At 66.8% G+C, this 16,111-nt stretch carries 12 protein-coding genes; 5 read left to right on the top strand and 7 right to left on the bottom strand.

The annotated features are described in order from the left end of the window. Nucleotides 1-108: 108 nt before the first annotated feature. The 5 genes from PSRA_RS02560 to PSRA_RS02540 form a co-directional block, all read right to left on the bottom strand. Nucleotides 109-1,773 carry an MFS transporter gene (locus tag PSRA_RS02560; protein ID WP_094660330.1) on the bottom strand — a complete coding sequence of 555 codons (1,665 nt, stop codon included), beginning with the start codon at nt 1,771-1,773 and terminating at the stop codon, nt 109-111. A gap of 273 nt (nt 1,774-2,046) precedes the next feature. Further along, the gene (locus PSRA_RS02555) at nt 2,047-3,072 is read right to left on the bottom strand and encodes a LacI family DNA-binding transcriptional regulator (protein WP_094660329.1); all 1,026 of its coding nucleotides are present in this window, start codon (nt 3,070-3,072) and stop codon (nt 2,047-2,049) included. A 350-nt stretch (nt 3,073-3,422) separates the two neighbouring features. Continuing rightward, nucleotides 3,423-5,243: a glycoside hydrolase family 13 protein gene (locus PSRA_RS02550; protein WP_094660327.1), complete on the bottom strand. Its 1,821-nt coding sequence runs from the start codon at nt 5,241-5,243 to the stop codon at nt 3,423-3,425. A 38-nt stretch (nt 5,244-5,281) separates the two neighbouring features. After that, nucleotides 5,282-6,817, bottom strand: a complete 1,536-nt coding sequence (locus PSRA_RS02545; RefSeq protein WP_158216290.1) for an amidohydrolase family protein — start codon at nt 6,815-6,817, stop codon at nt 5,282-5,284. Nucleotides 6,818-7,040: 223 nt separating this feature from the next. Continuing rightward, nucleotides 7,041-7,475: a nucleoside deaminase gene (locus PSRA_RS02540; protein WP_094660324.1), complete on the bottom strand. Its 435-nt coding sequence runs from the start codon at nt 7,473-7,475 to the stop codon at nt 7,041-7,043. Between the two features lie 119 nt (nt 7,476-7,594). On the opposite strand from PSRA_RS02540, the gene upp reads away from it, so the two are divergent. Next, nucleotides 7,595-8,233: a uracil phosphoribosyltransferase gene (gene upp / locus PSRA_RS02535; RefSeq protein ID WP_094660323.1), complete on the top strand. Its 639-nt coding sequence runs from the start codon at nt 7,595-7,597 to the stop codon at nt 8,231-8,233. A gap of 74 nt (nt 8,234-8,307) precedes the next feature. On the opposite strand, the gene PSRA_RS02530 is transcribed toward upp, so the two are convergent. Then, nucleotides 8,308-9,039, bottom strand: coding sequence for an HD domain-containing protein (locus PSRA_RS02530; RefSeq protein WP_245834845.1), 732 nt, complete (start codon nt 9,037-9,039; stop codon nt 8,308-8,310). A gap of 691 nt (nt 9,040-9,730) precedes the next feature. On the opposite strand from PSRA_RS02530, the gene PSRA_RS02525 reads away from it, so the two are divergent. From PSRA_RS02525 to pgl, 4 genes are all read left to right on the top strand, one after another. Beyond that, entirely contained in the window at nt 9,731-10,831 is a 1,101-nt protein-coding gene (locus tag PSRA_RS02525) for a DUF559 domain-containing protein (RefSeq protein ID WP_094660320.1), read from the top strand. 802 nt (nt 10,832-11,633) lie between these two features. Further along, nucleotides 11,634-13,295: a glucose-6-phosphate dehydrogenase gene (zwf, locus tag PSRA_RS02520; RefSeq protein WP_094660319.1), complete on the top strand. Its 1,662-nt coding sequence runs from the start codon at nt 11,634-11,636 to the stop codon at nt 13,293-13,295. Continuing rightward, nucleotides 13,292-14,236 (top strand): glucose-6-phosphate dehydrogenase assembly protein OpcA, encoded by a 945-nt coding sequence (locus tag PSRA_RS02515; protein ID WP_094660470.1) that lies wholly within the window; start codon nt 13,292-13,294, stop codon nt 14,234-14,236. Before zwf ends, PSRA_RS02515 begins: the two co-directional genes overlap by 4 nt. 370 nt (nt 14,237-14,606) lie before the next feature. Then, nucleotides 14,607-15,479, top strand: a complete 873-nt coding sequence (pgl, locus tag PSRA_RS02510) for a 6-phosphogluconolactonase (RefSeq protein WP_094660318.1) — start codon at nt 14,607-14,609, stop codon at nt 15,477-15,479. 132 nt (nt 15,480-15,611) lie between these two features. On the opposite strand, the gene PSRA_RS02505 is transcribed toward pgl, so the two are convergent. Next, nucleotides 15,612-16,106: a hypothetical protein gene (locus PSRA_RS02505; RefSeq protein ID WP_143516305.1), complete on the bottom strand. Its 495-nt coding sequence runs from the start codon at nt 16,104-16,106 to the stop codon at nt 15,612-15,614. Nucleotides 16,107-16,111: the final 5 nt, after the last annotated feature.

Below are 16,111 nucleotides of genomic sequence, written 5' to 3'. Positions count from 1 at the left end.
GCCGAACGCACGGGCCGAACGCACGGGCCGAACGAGCAGACGGAGCGCACGCACGCCCGCCCATGCACACGCCCACACGGCGCGCCCGCGCACCGCTTACTTGGCCGCTTACTTGACCTTCTTAATGCGCATGATGAGCCAGGCGGCGATGAGCACGATCACGATCGCCACGATGAACACCACGGTGTAGGCCTGCTTCGGGGTCTCGGTCACGCCCATGCTCGCCTTGACGATAAGCACAATGCCCGAGGTGAGCAGCGATCCGATAACGGTCGACAGCGTGTTCGCGAGGTTGAGGATGCCGAGGTCCTTGCCGGCCTCGTCCGGATTCGGCAGCACCGACACGTTCAGCGCCTGGTCGATGGCGTTGTAGGTGCCGTATCCGAGGCCGGCGATGGCGGCGAACAGGTACATGCCCACGGAGCTGGGGAACAGCAGAGGCATCAGCGAACCGACCGCGAACAGGCAGCTGGCGAGCGCGACGGGCAGCTTGCGGCGGCCGATGCGGTCGGTGATCGGGCCGGCGCCGAGCGCAGCGATCATCGAGACGATAAGCGTGATCACGGACATCGTGGCGATCAGCGCCGAGGCCTTGCCGTTCGCGTCGGAGTCACCGGCGAACACGTAGTCCTGCGCAATGTACAGCAGGTAGGAGTTGATCATCCAGTAGCCGCCCATCATCAGCGTGCGGCCGGCGAGCGCGTAGTAGAAGTCGGGCGCGTGGCGCGGCGGACGGAACGACATCAGCAGCATGCGCACGGAGAACTTCTCGCGCGGCTCGTCCTCGTTGCTCTTCTCGCGCGGCCACACGGCCACCACGATGATGCCGATCAGCGCGAACACGCCCATGCCCATCATCCAGCCGGCGTTCATGCCGCTCTGGCCCTGGCGCAGAAGCGCGGCGCCGACGAAGCTGCCGAGCGTCTGGCCCGCGGCGATGCCGGCGCCGTAGAAGCCGGACACGCGTCCGCGGAACTTATCGGGCACGCGGTCCGACATGGTGGCGACGAACGGCGCGAGCATGATGTTATAGCCCATCTGCGCCATGCACCAGAAGAACATGATGGCGCCGTAGCTGTGCTGCACGAGCACGATGGCGCCGACGGACAGGCCTGCCACGATGCCGCCCGCAATGATCCACGGCGAGCGCTTGCCCCACTTGCTGCGCGTGAGGTCGGAGAGGGTGCCGAAGATGATGTTGGCGAGAAGCGCCACGATGGAGCCGACGGCGTTGATGGCGCCGAGCATGGACTCCTTGCCCGAGGCGTTGATGTTCTCGAGCACGGCCGGCAGGATGATGGAGTTCAGCGCAACCCACGGGATGGCGCAGAGCACGGCGGACAGCGTGAAGCCGATGCCGAGCCTGACGACTTCTTTCTTGGTGGGACGCGAACCGTCCGCGGCGACCATCGGGTCACGCATGTCGTTGAACGCGGACTCGGGGTTCAGCGCCTCGGCGCCGGCCACGCCGGACAACGCGGCGGCGGGCGTGGCCGAAGTGGCGGCCACGACGTTCTGCACGTCGGTGTTGGTCACGGTTTCGGGCTCGCCCTCGGGGCGGTCCTCGCGCGTGGTGAAGGGTTCGGCGAGGCGGTCGACGGATTCGAACTGCGCCTGCGAGAAGGCATGGCTGATATCCGGGGTCTCGATTCCCGGGATCTTCTCGCGGTCCTCGTCCGCCTCGGTGCGTTCGGGCGCAGCCTCGGGCACAGGCTCGTCGGCCTCGTCGGAATCGCGTCCCGACGGGACGTTCCTATCGTCAAGGTCGCTCATATCGTCTCCTTTTGCTTGGTATGTCCTTCAGCCCCCGCATCCTGAACGTCGCAATCGGCGCCATGCGGCGGCATTGCCGGATGTCCGCAATAACAGCATCGTTTCTTGGCAGCATCGTCACAGACGGCATCATCGGCATCATCGTCGGAAGGCGGAGCGCAAGGCACCGTTTTCCGGGCTTCCACCGCCAATAGTAAACCCAATTAACTCACGCCACACGCAGACATACGTCACGATTTCGTGACGAAACAAAAGAAAGGCGCATCCGCGCGCTCAGCGCGTCGTATCCCCCGTCACCAGCCGCACGGGAACGAGCTTGTGCTCCACCTTGCGATCGCGCAGCTTCCCGCCGCGCTCGATCTCCTGGTTCAGCGTCGTGACGAGCCCGCGCGCAATCGCGCCCACGTTCTGCCGCACCGCCGTGATGCGCATGCCCGCCATGTCGGTGACGATAGTACCGTCGTAAGCCACCACCTGGAGCTGCTTGGGAATCTCGATGCCGCGCAGCAGCGCCTGCTGCACGGAATACGCGGCCGCCATGTCGGGCGCCACGATCGCGTCGACCTTCTCCTGCTTCTCGAAAGCGGCCGCCGCCACCTTGCGAAACAGGGACATATCGGACACATCGCTGACCTGCATGTACTCGACGCGCACGCCGTTCTTGGCAAGCTCCTCCTCGAGGGTGCGGTGGTAGTGCGTGGTCGGGAAGGAGGTGTCGTTGCCCTCCTCGTCGATCGGGATGTCATGGAACTGCGAGCGCGGCCCGCCCATCTCGATGACGCGCTGCACGCCGGTGCCGACGAGCAGCTCCGCCACAAGATGCGCGCCCTGCATATGGTCGCTGTTGACCACGGGGATGGAGGGGTGCAGGTAGCGGTCGAAGGCCACGATCGGCGCGTTGATGGTCGAGAGTTCGGCGGCCGTGCCCGAGGTATGCGAGCACACGATGATGCCATCGAGCTTGCGATGGCGCAGCATGTCGGCGCAGATGCCATCGGCCCCCGCGTATTCGTTGGTGCCGAGGATCAGGGGGATTTCGTCGATGACGGCGAGTTGCTTGGCAATCTCGGAAATCAGCGAGGCGAAGAAGGGATGGCGCAGCGTGGGGACGATAACGCCGACCATGCCGCATCGGGCGGCCGACCGCACATGCTTGCGGGGCTCGTAGCCCATGTCGGAGATGGTCTTGAGCACTTTCTCGCGCATGGCATCGGAGACATAGCCCGAACCATTGACCACGAGGGACACAGTGCTGAGCGACACGCCCGCCGCATTGGCGACGTCTCTCATGCCAACCATCGATGACCTCCTGCTAACCGCATCGCGAGCGCTCTATCCAACGCCCCGAAGAGCCCCGTCGCGCATCCCGACGAAGCCCAAGGCCCCCGATCCGGTTGCGACGGAACACACGCGCGATTCTCTGCCGCGGCGCGACGCCCTTCACTACCCTGGATCCGTGAAACGTACGTCTCGACAGCACAAATCGGCCCGAAACCATAGGGTTTCCTGCATGGTGCGTCCGCGTGTTACCTGAATAATACCACGCCGGACACGTCATGCCACCGTAACTTTACGGTGAGTTAAAAGAAAGCCCCGCCGGCGCCGAGAAAAGCACCGGCGGAGCCCCCGCATCCGTCGCGTCGACCTGCCTACAGCTGGTAGACGATTCCCTCCCATGGCGACAGCTTGCCAAGAAGCAGGCTTGCGGCCGCCATGTCGGGGTCGGTGGTCGACAGCACGATGCGCGAGGCGTCGACCGCGCCGTGGATGAGCTCGGCGGCGTCATGCGGAATATGCGCGGAAGTTGAGCCGCAGTTGACGATGACGAGAAGGGAGCGGCGTTCCTCGGGGTTCTCCTCCGGAAGCGAGCGCAGGAAATCGTAGACCTGCTCGTCGTCGGGATCGAGCAGCTTCCAGTCGCCGGCCGCCACGATGGGGTTCGTGTGGCGCAGCTCTATAAGGCGCTGGTAGAAGGCGAACACGGAGTCCGGATCGGCCACCTCGTCCTCGGCGTTGATCGTCGTATGGTTCGGGTTCACCTCGATCCACGGCTTGGCCGGCGCGTCCGCCGCCGTGAAGCCCGCGTATGGAGTGGAGTCCCACTGCATCGGCGTGCGGGCGTTGTCGCGCGACTGCGCGGCGAGACCGGCCATCATGTCTTCTGCCGACTCCACCTTGGCCTCGTCGACGCGCTGGTGGTACATGTTGATCGACTCCAGGTCGCGGTACTGGTCGAGGCGCGTGAAGCCGGCGTTCGTCATGCCGAGCTCCTCGCCCTGGTAGATATACGGCGTTCCGCGGTGCAGATGTGCGAGCAGGGCCAGAGCCTTCGCGGATTTCACGCGCAGCTCGTCGGTTGTGGTGTCACCCCAGCGGCTCACCACGCGCGGCTGGTCGTGGTTATCGAGGAAGATGCTCGCCCACCCGTGGCTTGCCACGGCGTTCTGCTGCGCGGCCATCGTGCGCTTGAGATCCGTCAGGCGCATGGGCTTGGGCGTCCACTTGCCGCCCTCGCCATGGTCGATGTCCAGATGCGTGAACACGAACAGCATGTCGAGCTCGCGGTTGCGCGGATCGGTGATGAACTCGTCGCGCGGCCCGCCGTCGATGCCCGTGCCCTCGCCGACCGTGAGGTAGCCCTCGCGCCCGTCGAACACCTCGCGGTGCATCTCCTGCAGGAACTCGTCGAGGCGCGGGCCGTCCTCGCAGAACCAGTAGACGTTCGAGTAGCCCTCGGGGCCGATCTCGCCGTCCTCCATCTCGCCGTTGGGGCCCAGGTGCTTGGAGATCAGCGTGATGACGTCCATGCGGAAGCCGTCGATGCCGCGGTCCATCCACCAGTTCATCATGTCGTACACCGCGTGGCGCACCTCGGGGTTCTCCCAGTTGAGGTCGGGCTGTTTCTTCGAAAACTGGTGCAGGTAGTACTCGCCGCGCTTCGCATCGTACTGCCAGGCGCTGCCGCCGAAATAGGAGCCCCAGTGGTTCGGCTCCGCGCCGGGCGTGCCGGGCTCGTGGCCGGGCTTGGCGGGGCGCCACCAGTACCAGTCGGCGTGCGGGTCGTTCGCGTCGCGGCTCGCCTGGAACCACGGATGCTCGTCGGAGGTGTGGTTCACCACAAGGTCCATGACCACCTTCATGCCGAGCCTGTGCGCGGTGGCGAGCAGCTCGTCCATGTCGTCCATGGTGCCGAACATCGGGTCGATCTGGCGGTAGTCGGCGATGTCGTAGCCGTTGTCGTCCTGCGGCGACTTGTACACCGGGCTCAGCCAGATCACGTCGACGCCCAGGCGCGCGAGGTAGTCGAGGCGGCTCGTGATGCCCTTGAGGTCGCCGATGCCGTCGCCGTTCGTGTCCTGGAAGGAGCGCGGGTAGATCTGGTACACCACGGAATTCGCCCACCACGGGTTGGGGTCGGCGCCGTTCGTGCGCACGCCGTCGGGCAGTTCGATTCTCTGCGTCGAGGTCATGTCCATCCTTTCGTATCGCTATATCACGTCTCGTATCGCTATATCACGTCGAGCATACGGTCGAGCTCGGGCAAACGGCGCGGTCGCGGCTTCCACAGCGCCACCCCGCGCGCCACAACAAGCGTGGGGCTTTCCAGCTCGCGCAGATGGCGCAGCGGATTGCCCTCGAGCATCACGAGGTCGGCGTATTTGCCTTCCTCGATGGAGCCCGTCACCCTCTCGATGCCGAGGATGCGCGCGCCCTGCAGCGTGGCGCAATGCAGCGCCTGCGCCCGCGTCAGCCCGCCGAAGCGCACGAGTGCGTCGAGCTCGCGCCACATCGCGTACTGCGGCATGAAGGTGACGCCGGAATCCGTTCCCACGCCGATCGCCACATCCGCGAGATCGGCCTGGCGCACGCCTTTCGCCACGCCGTCGCAGACAAGCCGGGCGTTCGCGCGCGCCGCGTCGGACTGCCCCAGCTCGCTTTGCGGCAGCGTGGCGCGCGTCTGCGCCTCGAACAGCATGGGCACGAGGGCGCTCCAGCCGCGCAGCGACAGCGGATTGCGGCGCAGCAGGCGCAGCGACTCGCGGTCGAGCGCCGCGCCGTGCTCCACGATGTCGGCGCCCGCGAGCAGCGCCGTATGCACGGCCTGGGAGCTCAGGCACCGGGCGGCCACAAGCAGGCCCCGTCGGTGCGCCTCGGCGCAGACGGCGCGGATCTGGCGCTCGGTCATCTGCACATGGCTCAGCTCGCTGACGTCGATGTCGTCGCCCGCGTCGGCCGTGATCGACAGCGAGAGGCAGTTGACGCCGGCCTCGATATTGCGCCGGCAGCTGTCGCGCGCGGCCTCGAGCGTGGAGGCATCGAGCATCCGGCGGCTCGTGCGGCGGCCGTGCGGCGTGCCGATGGTGGGGCCGGACGCCACGATGCGCGGGCCCACCATCTCGCGCGCGTTCACCGCGTCGCGCAGCGCCACCATCTCGTAGCCCATGTCGCCGCCCGTGCGCACCGTGGTGACGCCGGCCGCGAGCTGTTCGGCCATCATGGAGCGCGCGAAGTCAAGGTCGCGCCGGGCGCGGGCCGTGCGGCCAAGGAAGGAGTGGCGGAAGGCATGGAACGCGCGCACCTTGGGGCCGCCGAAGGCGCCGAGGGCGCCGTCGGAGAAGCCGTGCGCATGCAGGTTGACGAGCCCCGGCATGAGGAAGCGGCCGCGGCCCGGAATGCGCCGGTATTCGCGCGGTATATACGGGTCGAGCGCGTCGGATTCGCCGATGCGCTCGATCACGCCCTGCGCGTTGACGAGCACGGTGGAGTCCGGGAAGATGCAGCGCGATCCGTCGCATGCCACGATGGCGACATGCTCGATGGCGAGCGGAACGACCGCCGCCGCGGGCGGCGTGCGGCGCGGGCGCGGGCGCGCGGAGTCCGGGTCTGCGGCGAGAAGCCCGGCCGTGGTGGCGGCGTCGGGGTCGAGCGGGGCGTCGGGGCCCCATACGATTGTGCCGGCGCCCGGCATAGTATCGTCGGCCGCGGACCGGGAACCGCCTTGTTCCTTCCGCGCGCCGCGCCCCGGGGCAAGCATGGATTCCATGATTCCTCCCGACAAGCAAACGCCGGAACACGCGCATCGGCCGTTCCGGCACGGTTTTCCATCTTCGTCCATCGTGCACCCGATCGGGCCGCCTTGGGCGCGGCGGGGTGAAATATGCCGCGATTCTGCACATGCGACGCGCCGAGAGCCGGGGCAGGGGGCGCGGGAGCGGGAGACGTCGAGCCGGGGGGCGGGAGACGCGGGCGCCCCGAAGGCCGGTGCGCTAGGAGCGCAGGGTGCGGAAGGAGGCGCGGAGCAATCGTGAGCATTCCTCGCCGCGCACGCCGCCGTACACCTCGGGGAACGCGCCGACATGCGGATCTCGCGGGATATCCCACACCGAGCCGCACGCGCCCATTTTCGCGTCCCACGCACCGAACACAATGCGCGAGACATGCGCGCTGACCGCCGCGCCCGCGCACATGGGGCACGGCTCGAGCGTCACCACAAGCGTGCAGCCGTCGAGGTTCCAGCGCCCAAGCGCGCGGGCGGCGGCGCGCAGGGCCTCCACCTCGGCATGCGAGGACGGGTCGAGGTGGCGTTCGCGCATATTGCGCCCGCGCGCCACGATGGCTCCGTCGGCGTCCAGCACGACGGCGCCGACCGGCACGTCGCCCGAGTCGAGCGCGGCGCGGGCCTCGTCCAGGGCCGCGTCCATCGCGCGGTTCCAGGGGGATGGGGCGGGCGCGGGTTTCGACAATTCATCCGATGACTTCACGGGGTCCATCGTATGGGAAAAACGGCACCGCGGGCGCGGCGTATCCTGTAGGCATGACAATGAAACTCACCGTGCTCGACCATCCGCTCGTCGACCACAAGCTCACCGTCCTTCGCAGCAAGGACACCCCGTCCGCCACCTTCCGTCAGCTTGTCTCCGAACTCGTCACCCTCGAGGCATACGAGGCGACGCGTGACCTCACCGTCGAGGACGTGCCCGTCGACACCCCTGTGGCGCATACCGTCGGCAAGCGCATCACCGACCCGCGGCCGATGATCGTGCCGATCCTGCGCGCCGGCCTCGGCATGCTCGACGGCATGATGACGCTTCTGCCCACCGCCGAGGTCGGATTCCTCGGCATGAAGCGCGACGAGCGCACGCTCGACATCATCACCTACGCGAACCGTCTGCCCGACGACCTCAGCGGCCGCCAGTGCTTCCTGCTCGACCCCATGCTCGCTACCGGCGGCACGCTTGTGGCAGCGATCAACTACCTGTACGAGCGTGGCGCGCGCACGATTACGTCGCTGAACGTCATCGCCGCGCCCGAGGGCATCAAGCGCCTCGAAACCGAGGTGTCGCCGTCCATCGACTTCCATGTGGTCACATGCGCGCTCGACGACCACCTCAACGAGCAGGCGTATATCGTCCCGGGCCTCGGCGACGCCGGCGACCGCCTGTACGGGGTCGTGGACTGAGGGGTTCCCGCGATCCACGATTCTCCTGACGTGTGCACGCAGGGAGAATCGTGGATTCTCCGCGGCACCTCCGGTCAGCGCAGCACCATGCCGTATTCCGCGGCGCCCGCCTCGACCGGGGGCATGCCGTAGCGGTCGATGAGGTCGCGCATGCCCTGCGCGTTCGCCTCGCCGTGCTTCGCGGCGCGGCGGATGCAGCGGTCAAAGCCCACGAATTCCGCGGGGTCGGATTTCGTGTGGAATTTGTCGGCGTACATCACGAGGTCCTGCTCGAGAGTGACCGGCACGTAATCCGCCACCGGCAGCGGGAGGTCCTGGTCCTGCACCATGCGCGCGGTCAGGCCGATGCCCGTGTGGTTGCGGGCGAACAGCGCGAGCGCCTCGTCGAAGCCGCAGGCGCGCAGCAGCTTGTAGCCGCGCAGGCCGTGCTGGATGTACTTGGAATGTTTGAAGCGCAGGGGTTCGCCGTCGGAGCCGTCATGCTTGATGAGCTGGTAGGTGCCGATGTCGTGGATGAGGCCGCCCATGACGAGGAGGCGCTCGTTGATGACGGGGGGCGTTGTTGTGGACATGCTCCCGGGGATGGGGTGCGGTTCGAAATCGTTCGGATCTCCCGCCTCGTAGCCGCGGGCGCGCGCGACGCTCAGCGCCAGGCGCGCCACGATTTCGCAATGCGTGTGGATGATGTCATAGGCGTGCGCGGACGGGGCCAGCGCACGATGCAGCGCGGCAAGCCGGTCGATGTCGAATCGGGTCAGGCCCCGCGCGTCCTCAAGTGCGACGAATTCCATACCGCTATCATGCATCGCCGCCTCCCCCAACAGTGGCCCTCACTGGCACTGAGGCGACCAGCGAGAGGCACCGTTGCGCAACAAGACCAGTATTCCCAACACCAGCTCCCCCAACAGTGCCTCTCACTGGCATCGCAGCGACCAGCAAGACCGACCGTTGCGCAAAAAGGCCAGTATCCCCAACAGATACTCCCCCAACAGTGCCTCTCACTGGCACTGGAGCGACCAGCGAAGGGCACTGTCTCGCAACAGAACGAGCATTCCCAACGATTACCCCGCCAACAGTAGCTCTCACTGGCACCGCACCGACCAGCAAGACCGACCCTTGCGCAAAAAGCCCAGTGTTCCCAACACCGACTCCCCCCCAACAGTCGCCCTCACTGGCACGACATCAACCAGCGAGCTCCACTGTCGCCCCGCCTTCGCTCCCGTTCGGCCCGCTCCCGCCCCGGCCCGATTCATCTTCACACGCCGCGCATCGCATGCGCGATGGGAAAATCGTGGATTTTGTGCTCACGTGAGCACAAAAACGCCCTTCGAAAATGAGTTATCCACATGCCTTCACAATTCCACCACAGCCTGTTTCCCCTTTGATTTCAGGCGTGTCGCGCAATGACACGATTTTTGGGGCCCAAAATGGACTGAGCTTCGTCCACATTGTCCGACATCGGCCGCGTCATTGCGCGCGCCGGGTTAGCGTCGGGCCATGAGCGAAAACAAACTGACCGGTCTGAGCCGGAAAATCATTGCAGACACAAGCATTCCGTTCCCTCAAAAGGTGCGGATCCGACAAGCCGAAACCCTCGAGCGATGTTCGGCACTGCAGGCGCGCGCCGGATGCGAGCTCGTGTTCGGCGGGCTGACCGCACTGCACGCCGCGGGAATCGATGTGCCGCAAGGCATCGACAGCGACGAGCTCGTCGTCGTATCCACGCCGGCGACATCGCGCCACCGATATCACGGCACGGCCCCGACGTGCTGGAGCTTCCCGATGCCGACCACGCTGATCGACGGCGTGAGAATCGTCAGGCCCGAGATTGCGTGGATCATGCTCGCGCGCACGGAGGGGCTCGGGTATGTCACGATGCTCGGCGACGCCCTGCTCCGCCGCAACCGTGACATGAAGTACACGACCGCCGAGCGCCTGCGGCAGTCCGTGTCTGCCTTCGTCCAGGAGGTGCGGGGATCGCAACGAGCAGGCGCGGGCACCACGATCGCCTCCGCCACGGGGAGCTCGGGCACGAACGCGGATGCAGACGCAGACGATGCGAACAACACGGCCACTACGCGCAAGAAGCCGCGGCGCAAGCTCCCGCGCGGTTTCGATACATGCCTTCGCGCGCTCGACCTGGTGCGGGATAACACGGATTCCTTTGCGGAAACGCGCTTGCGCCTGTTGCTTATGCAGTGCGGGCTGCCGTGTCCGCAGGTCAATCCGCGGATCGAGGTGCCGACCGGCGGGGCCGTGGACGACGCGAGCGCGGGCGGCTATTACTCCGGGCGGTCCACATCGTGTTTTTATCTCGATCTGGCATACGGCGAGCACAAGCTGGCGATCGAGTATGACGGCAAGCAGCACGAGCAGCGCTGGGAAAGCGACATTCGACGATTCAACCTTCTGAACAACGCCGGTTGGACGCGCCTCGGCGCCACGCACGACGATCTGAGCCTGCCCGCGAAGCAGATGGAGTTCGTGCACGGCGTGGCGCAGCGACTGGAGCAGCTGTCGGGTCGGAAAATCGATGTGCATAAGCCGGTGTCGCTGCGGCAACTGACGATTCACCTGCGCCGCTGGGGCGATGCCTGATCCGGCGCGGGCGCGACGGTGCGAGGGACGGCGGGGGCGCGATGACGCGAGGCGGCGGAGGGCACAACGATTCCTCCGCCGCCCTATCGGCAACGGTGAGTCTCACTGGCACTGGGGCGACCAGCAAGACCCACCCTTGCGGAAAAAGGCCAGTGTTCCCAACACCAGCTCCCCCAACAGTGGCCCTCACTGGCACCCCACCGACCAGCGAGAGGCACTGTGGGGGCGGCTTGCGAACGGCAATCTCCCCTCCGGAACAATGGGATGGCTTACGGACATTTTTCGACGATTTCGAGGGGGGGGGAATCGTGGATTTTCGTCCGCAAGCCATCACACTGTTATGAAGGCGGGGGATATGAAGGGAAGGTGCGGGCGCGCCGATTTGGCGCGAACCGGCGGGGACGGCGCAAATCGACGGGATGCGTGAATCGGTGGAACGACGCGAATCGACGGAGTGTGCGAATCGGGGGGGGTAGCGCGAATCGACGGTGTGTGCGAACCGATGAAATGGCGCGAACCGATGGAAAAGTGGCGCGATTCGCTGGGTGAATCGTGGAATACGAAGTCCATAATGGGAAACAGCCCGCAATAGCGTCACGCTGCCAGCGATAACGGTGCGAAAATCGTTGAAAACAAAGGGCTTCCACGGTATGGCGCGCGCTTCCGCCACGAGCGGCGCGGCTGATAGTATGGCAGCAGTTCTATACGATTCCGCGGCCGTCGCACGCGGCGCGCATCGACATCGGCCCAGCGCCACCGACGGTCCGGCGCCACCGCCGCGCAGGAACGCGTAAGGAGGAGCATGACACAGTCCCAAACATCACCGTCCGACGCCGCACCAAGCGGCGCCACCGCCTCGGCCGCTCAGGGCGCAACCCAAGCCACAACCCAAACCACCTCAACCACCACCCCCGCCTCCGACCAGCACCAGCAGCCGCCGGCGGGATGGCGCAACCCGCTGCGCGACCCGCGCGACCTGCGCCTTCCCCGCATCGCGGGCCCGTGCTCGCTGGTCATCTTCGGCGTCACGGGCGACCTCTCCAAGAAGAAGCTGCTCCCCGCCGTCTATGACCTCGCGAACCGCGGCCTGCTCCCGGTGAACTTCGGCCTCGTCGGCTTCGGCCGCCGCGACTGGACGAACGAGCAGTTCGCCGCCTTCGTCGAGGAGAACGTGCGCGCGCATTCCCGCACCCCGTTCAACGAGGCCACGTGGCGCTTCCTCAGTGGCGGCATCCGCTTCGTGCAGGGCAACTTCGACGACCCCGCCGCCTTCCAGCGCTTGTCAGACACCGTGTCGGAGCTCGACCGCGAGCGCGGAACGCAGGGCAACCACGCGTTCTACATGTCGGTGCCGCCGCGCGCGTTCCCGCAGGTGTCGAAGCAGCTGCGCGACTCCGGCCTGGCGCATTCGCCGTCCGGCGCGTGGCGCCGCGTCATCATCGAGAAGCCGTTCGGCCACGACCTCGAAAGCGCCAAGGAGCTCGACCGCGTGGTCTCCGACGTGTTCGACCCGGGCTCGGTGTTCCGCATCGACCATTACCTGGGCAAGGAAACCGTGCAGAACATGCTGGCCCTGCGCTTCGCGAACATGATGTTCGAGCCGGTGTGGAACGCGAACTACGTGGACCACGTGCAGATCACGATGGCCGAGGACATCGGCATCGGCGGCCGCGCGGGTTACTACGATGGCATCGGTGCCGCGCGCGACGTGATCCAGAACCACCTGCTGCAGCTCATGGCGCTCACCGCCATGGAGGAGCCCGTCTCCTTCCAGGCGAGCGACCTGACCGCCGAGAAGACGAAGGTGCTCTCCGCCGTGCGCGTGCCGAAGGACCTGGCGCATCACACGGCGCGCGGCCAGTACGCCACGGGCTGGCAGGGCTCCGAGAAGGTGATCGGCTACCTGGACGAGAAGGGCATCGACCCGAACTCGCGCACCGAGACCTACGCCGCCATCCGCCTCGACGTCGACACGCGCCGCTGGGCTGGCGTGCCGTTCTACCTTCGCACGGGCAAGCGCCTGGGCAAGCGCGTCACGGAAATCGCCGTCATGTTCAAGCGCGCCCCGCATCTGCCGTTTGAGCAGACGGCCACGCGCGAGCTGGGACAGAACGCCATCGTGATCCGCGTGCAGCCCGACGAGGGCATCACGCTGCGCTTCGGCGCCAAGGTGCCGGGCACCGCCATGGAGGTGCGCGACGTGTCGATGGACTTCAACTACGGCAGCTCCTTCACGGAGGCGTCGCCGGAGGCCTACGAGCGCCTGATCCTCGACGTGCTGCTCGGCGACCCGCCGCTGTTCCCCACCACCCGCGAGGTGGAGCTCTCGTGGGAGATCCTCGACCCGATCGAGGAGTACTGGGCCACGCTCGGCCAGCCGCAGCCGTACCGCGCTGGCACATGGGGCCCGAAGGAGGCGGACGAGATGCTCGCCCGCGACGGCAGGATGTGGAGGATGCCATGATTGTTGAACTTCCCGATTGCACGACGTCCGAGATCTCGCTCAAGATCAACGAACTGCATGAGGAGCGGGGCGAGGCCGCGCAGACGCGCGTCCTGACGCTGCTCATCAGCACGGGCGAGAAGGAGCTCGAGAACGCGCTCGAAACCGCGAACGCCGCGAGCCGCGAGCATCCGTGCCGCGTCATCGTCATCGTCCCGTCGAGCTCGCGCACGCCCATCCTCAACGATGACGGCTCCTGCCATCCGCTCGACGCGGAGGTGCGCTTCGGGGCCGACGCCGGCGCCGGCGAATGCATCGTGCTGCGCCCGCACGGCGGCCTCAACGACCACCTCGACACGCTCGTCATGCCGCTGCTTGTGCCCGACGCGCCCATCGTGGCGTGGTGGCCAACGAACCCGCCGCTCAACCCCGCCGCCGACCCGCTGGGCCGCATGGCCACGGCCCGCGTCACCGACGCGCTGCGCAGCGACTCCCCCGCCGCCACCTTCGCCGAACTGCGCGAGAACCGCATGCCCGAGGACACCGATATGTCTTGGACGCGCCTGACCGTGTGGCGCGGCCTCGTGGCCTCGATGCTGGACCGCCCGCCGTACACGCCGGTGCGCAGCGCCACCGTGACGGCCGGTCCGAACTATCTGCCAGCGTATCTGCTCGCCGCGTGGATGGCGCTGTTCCTGCACGTGCCCGTGACCCTCGAAACCGATCCGGACGGCGAGGTGGTGACCGGCGTGCGGCTGGTGCGCGACGATGGCGAGATTACGCTGGAACGCCCGCACGAAGACAAATGCATCATCACGCTGCCGGGCCAGAAGCCGCAGATCATGTCGGTGCCGCGCCGCACGCTCGAGGACTGCCTGAGCGAGGAGCTGCGCCGCCTCGACCCCGACGAGATCTACGCCGAGGTGGTCGACAAGGGCTGGGACCTCGTGCAGCGCCCGTAGGCGCGCCGGGCCGCACCCTTCCGCCCGCCATATGCGAAACGCCGGATGGCGCCGCCGCGGAATCGCGGTTCGCGCCGCCGGCGTTTTGTTGTGTGTACAGGGGCGCCGTCTGCACAGCGCCGTACCCGAATGCCGTCCGCGAGGCGGGGCGCGAACATCGTGTCGAGGGAAAATCGTATGCCGACGGCGCAAAAGCGCGCCGGTTATGGGCGGGCATTAGCATGGTGAACGGCAGTCGTTTGCCACGCGCGGGCGTCACGCGGCCCCAGGCCCTCGCCACGCGGCCACGCGCACCCTGGCAAGCAACGGAACACAGGAATACATAGGAATACGAATACAGACGGTCGAACAGACCGGGAGACGATTGAGAATGAGCGATTCTACTTTTTACATCAACACCACCGATGACGACGAAGGCGATCTGAAGAACGCCCTCGCGCGCCGCGAGATGGTGATCTACCCCACCAAGAAGATCCTCGTCACCGCGGTGGCGACGCGTCTTCTGCTCAAGATCAGCGACCTGCTGACCAAGCAGGAGCGCGTGGACGTGGCCCTCACGGGCGGCGGCACCGGCATCGATGTGCTGCGTGCGGCCAGCGAGAACACCGCGCAGGGCATCATCGAGTTCCCGCGCGTGCATTTCTGGTTCGGCGACGAGCGCTTCGTGCAGAAGGATTCCGACGATCGCAACGCCAAGCAGGCGCGCGAGGCGTGGCTCGACTCGCTGGTGCGCAACGGCCTGCTGCCCGAGGAGAACATCCACGAGATGCCAGCCGACACCCGCACGCGCCAGGAGGCCGACGTGGCGCCGGCGCGCACGAACGACGAGATCCTCGACGCCGCGGCGCAGACGTATAACGACGAGCTGCGCGAGGCCCTCGCCGGCAAGGACAACCCGGTGCTCGACATCGCGCTGTTCGGCGTGGGCCCCGACGGGCATTTCGCCTCGCTGTTCCCGCATCACCACGCCATGCAGGTGCATGACCCGGATGTGCGCGTGACCGGCGTGAGCCACTCCCCCAAGATGCCGCCGCTGCGCCTGAGCCTGACGCTGCCATTCATCCAGTCCACGCGCTACGTGTGGATGGTCGCGTCCGGCCTGACCAAGGCCGACGCCGTGCATTCCGCCATCGACCACCCGGGCGACCCGGATATCCCGAGCTCCTTCGCCGCCGGCCGCCACCAGACCCTGTGGATGATCGACCGCGAGGCCTTCTCCTCCCAGCAGCACCTTCTCGACTAAGGCACGCGGGCGCGGGCGCGGGCGGGCGGTCGGCGCGCCCACGCGGGCGGAGCGGGCCTCCGCAAGCGTGGGCGGGGCTAGCGCGGACTGAGACGCGTGTCTAGCGCGCACAGGCGGGGTTGCGACGCGGCATCAGACCGTCGCGTCGCAACCGTACTCGGTTATCGCGGCCTGCCCGCCGTCGACGAACCACACGGCGGCGCGGGTGGAATCCTTCAGCACCGCCAGATCCTTGCCCATCGTGGCGTTTTGCGACACCAACGTGCCGAGCCACAGGGACGGCCGCGCATCGGCAATGCCTGATCTCTCGATCCGTTCCGGCGCGGCAACAGGCTCCCTGGCCCCCTCGCATTGTTCCAGGACGGGTGCGAATTCCTCCGCCGCCTGCTGAGCCGGCTCATATGCCGCCCAGTATTCCCGATACGATGCCAAGTCCTGTGCAAAACGCGCCACGACCACGCCGTAGCAGACCGCATAGGCCGCGAGAAGCACGATGACGATGCCGAGAATCCAACGACGGACGGCATGGGGACGACGGCGGTCGGGCGCCGGCATCGAAGCCGGCGCGTTTGCGCGGATCCCGGACATCGTGGCGTCTTCGTTCTTTTCAGACGTTGTTCCAGACATGGCGC

Origin of the sequence: Pseudoscardovia radai, from assembly GCF_002259605.1 — a bacterium.
Lineage (GTDB): Bacteria > Actinomycetota > Actinomycetes > Actinomycetales > Bifidobacteriaceae > Pseudoscardovia > Pseudoscardovia radai.
Note: the sequence above shows the minus strand (reverse complement) of the source record. Positions and strands in the feature narration are given on the sequence as shown.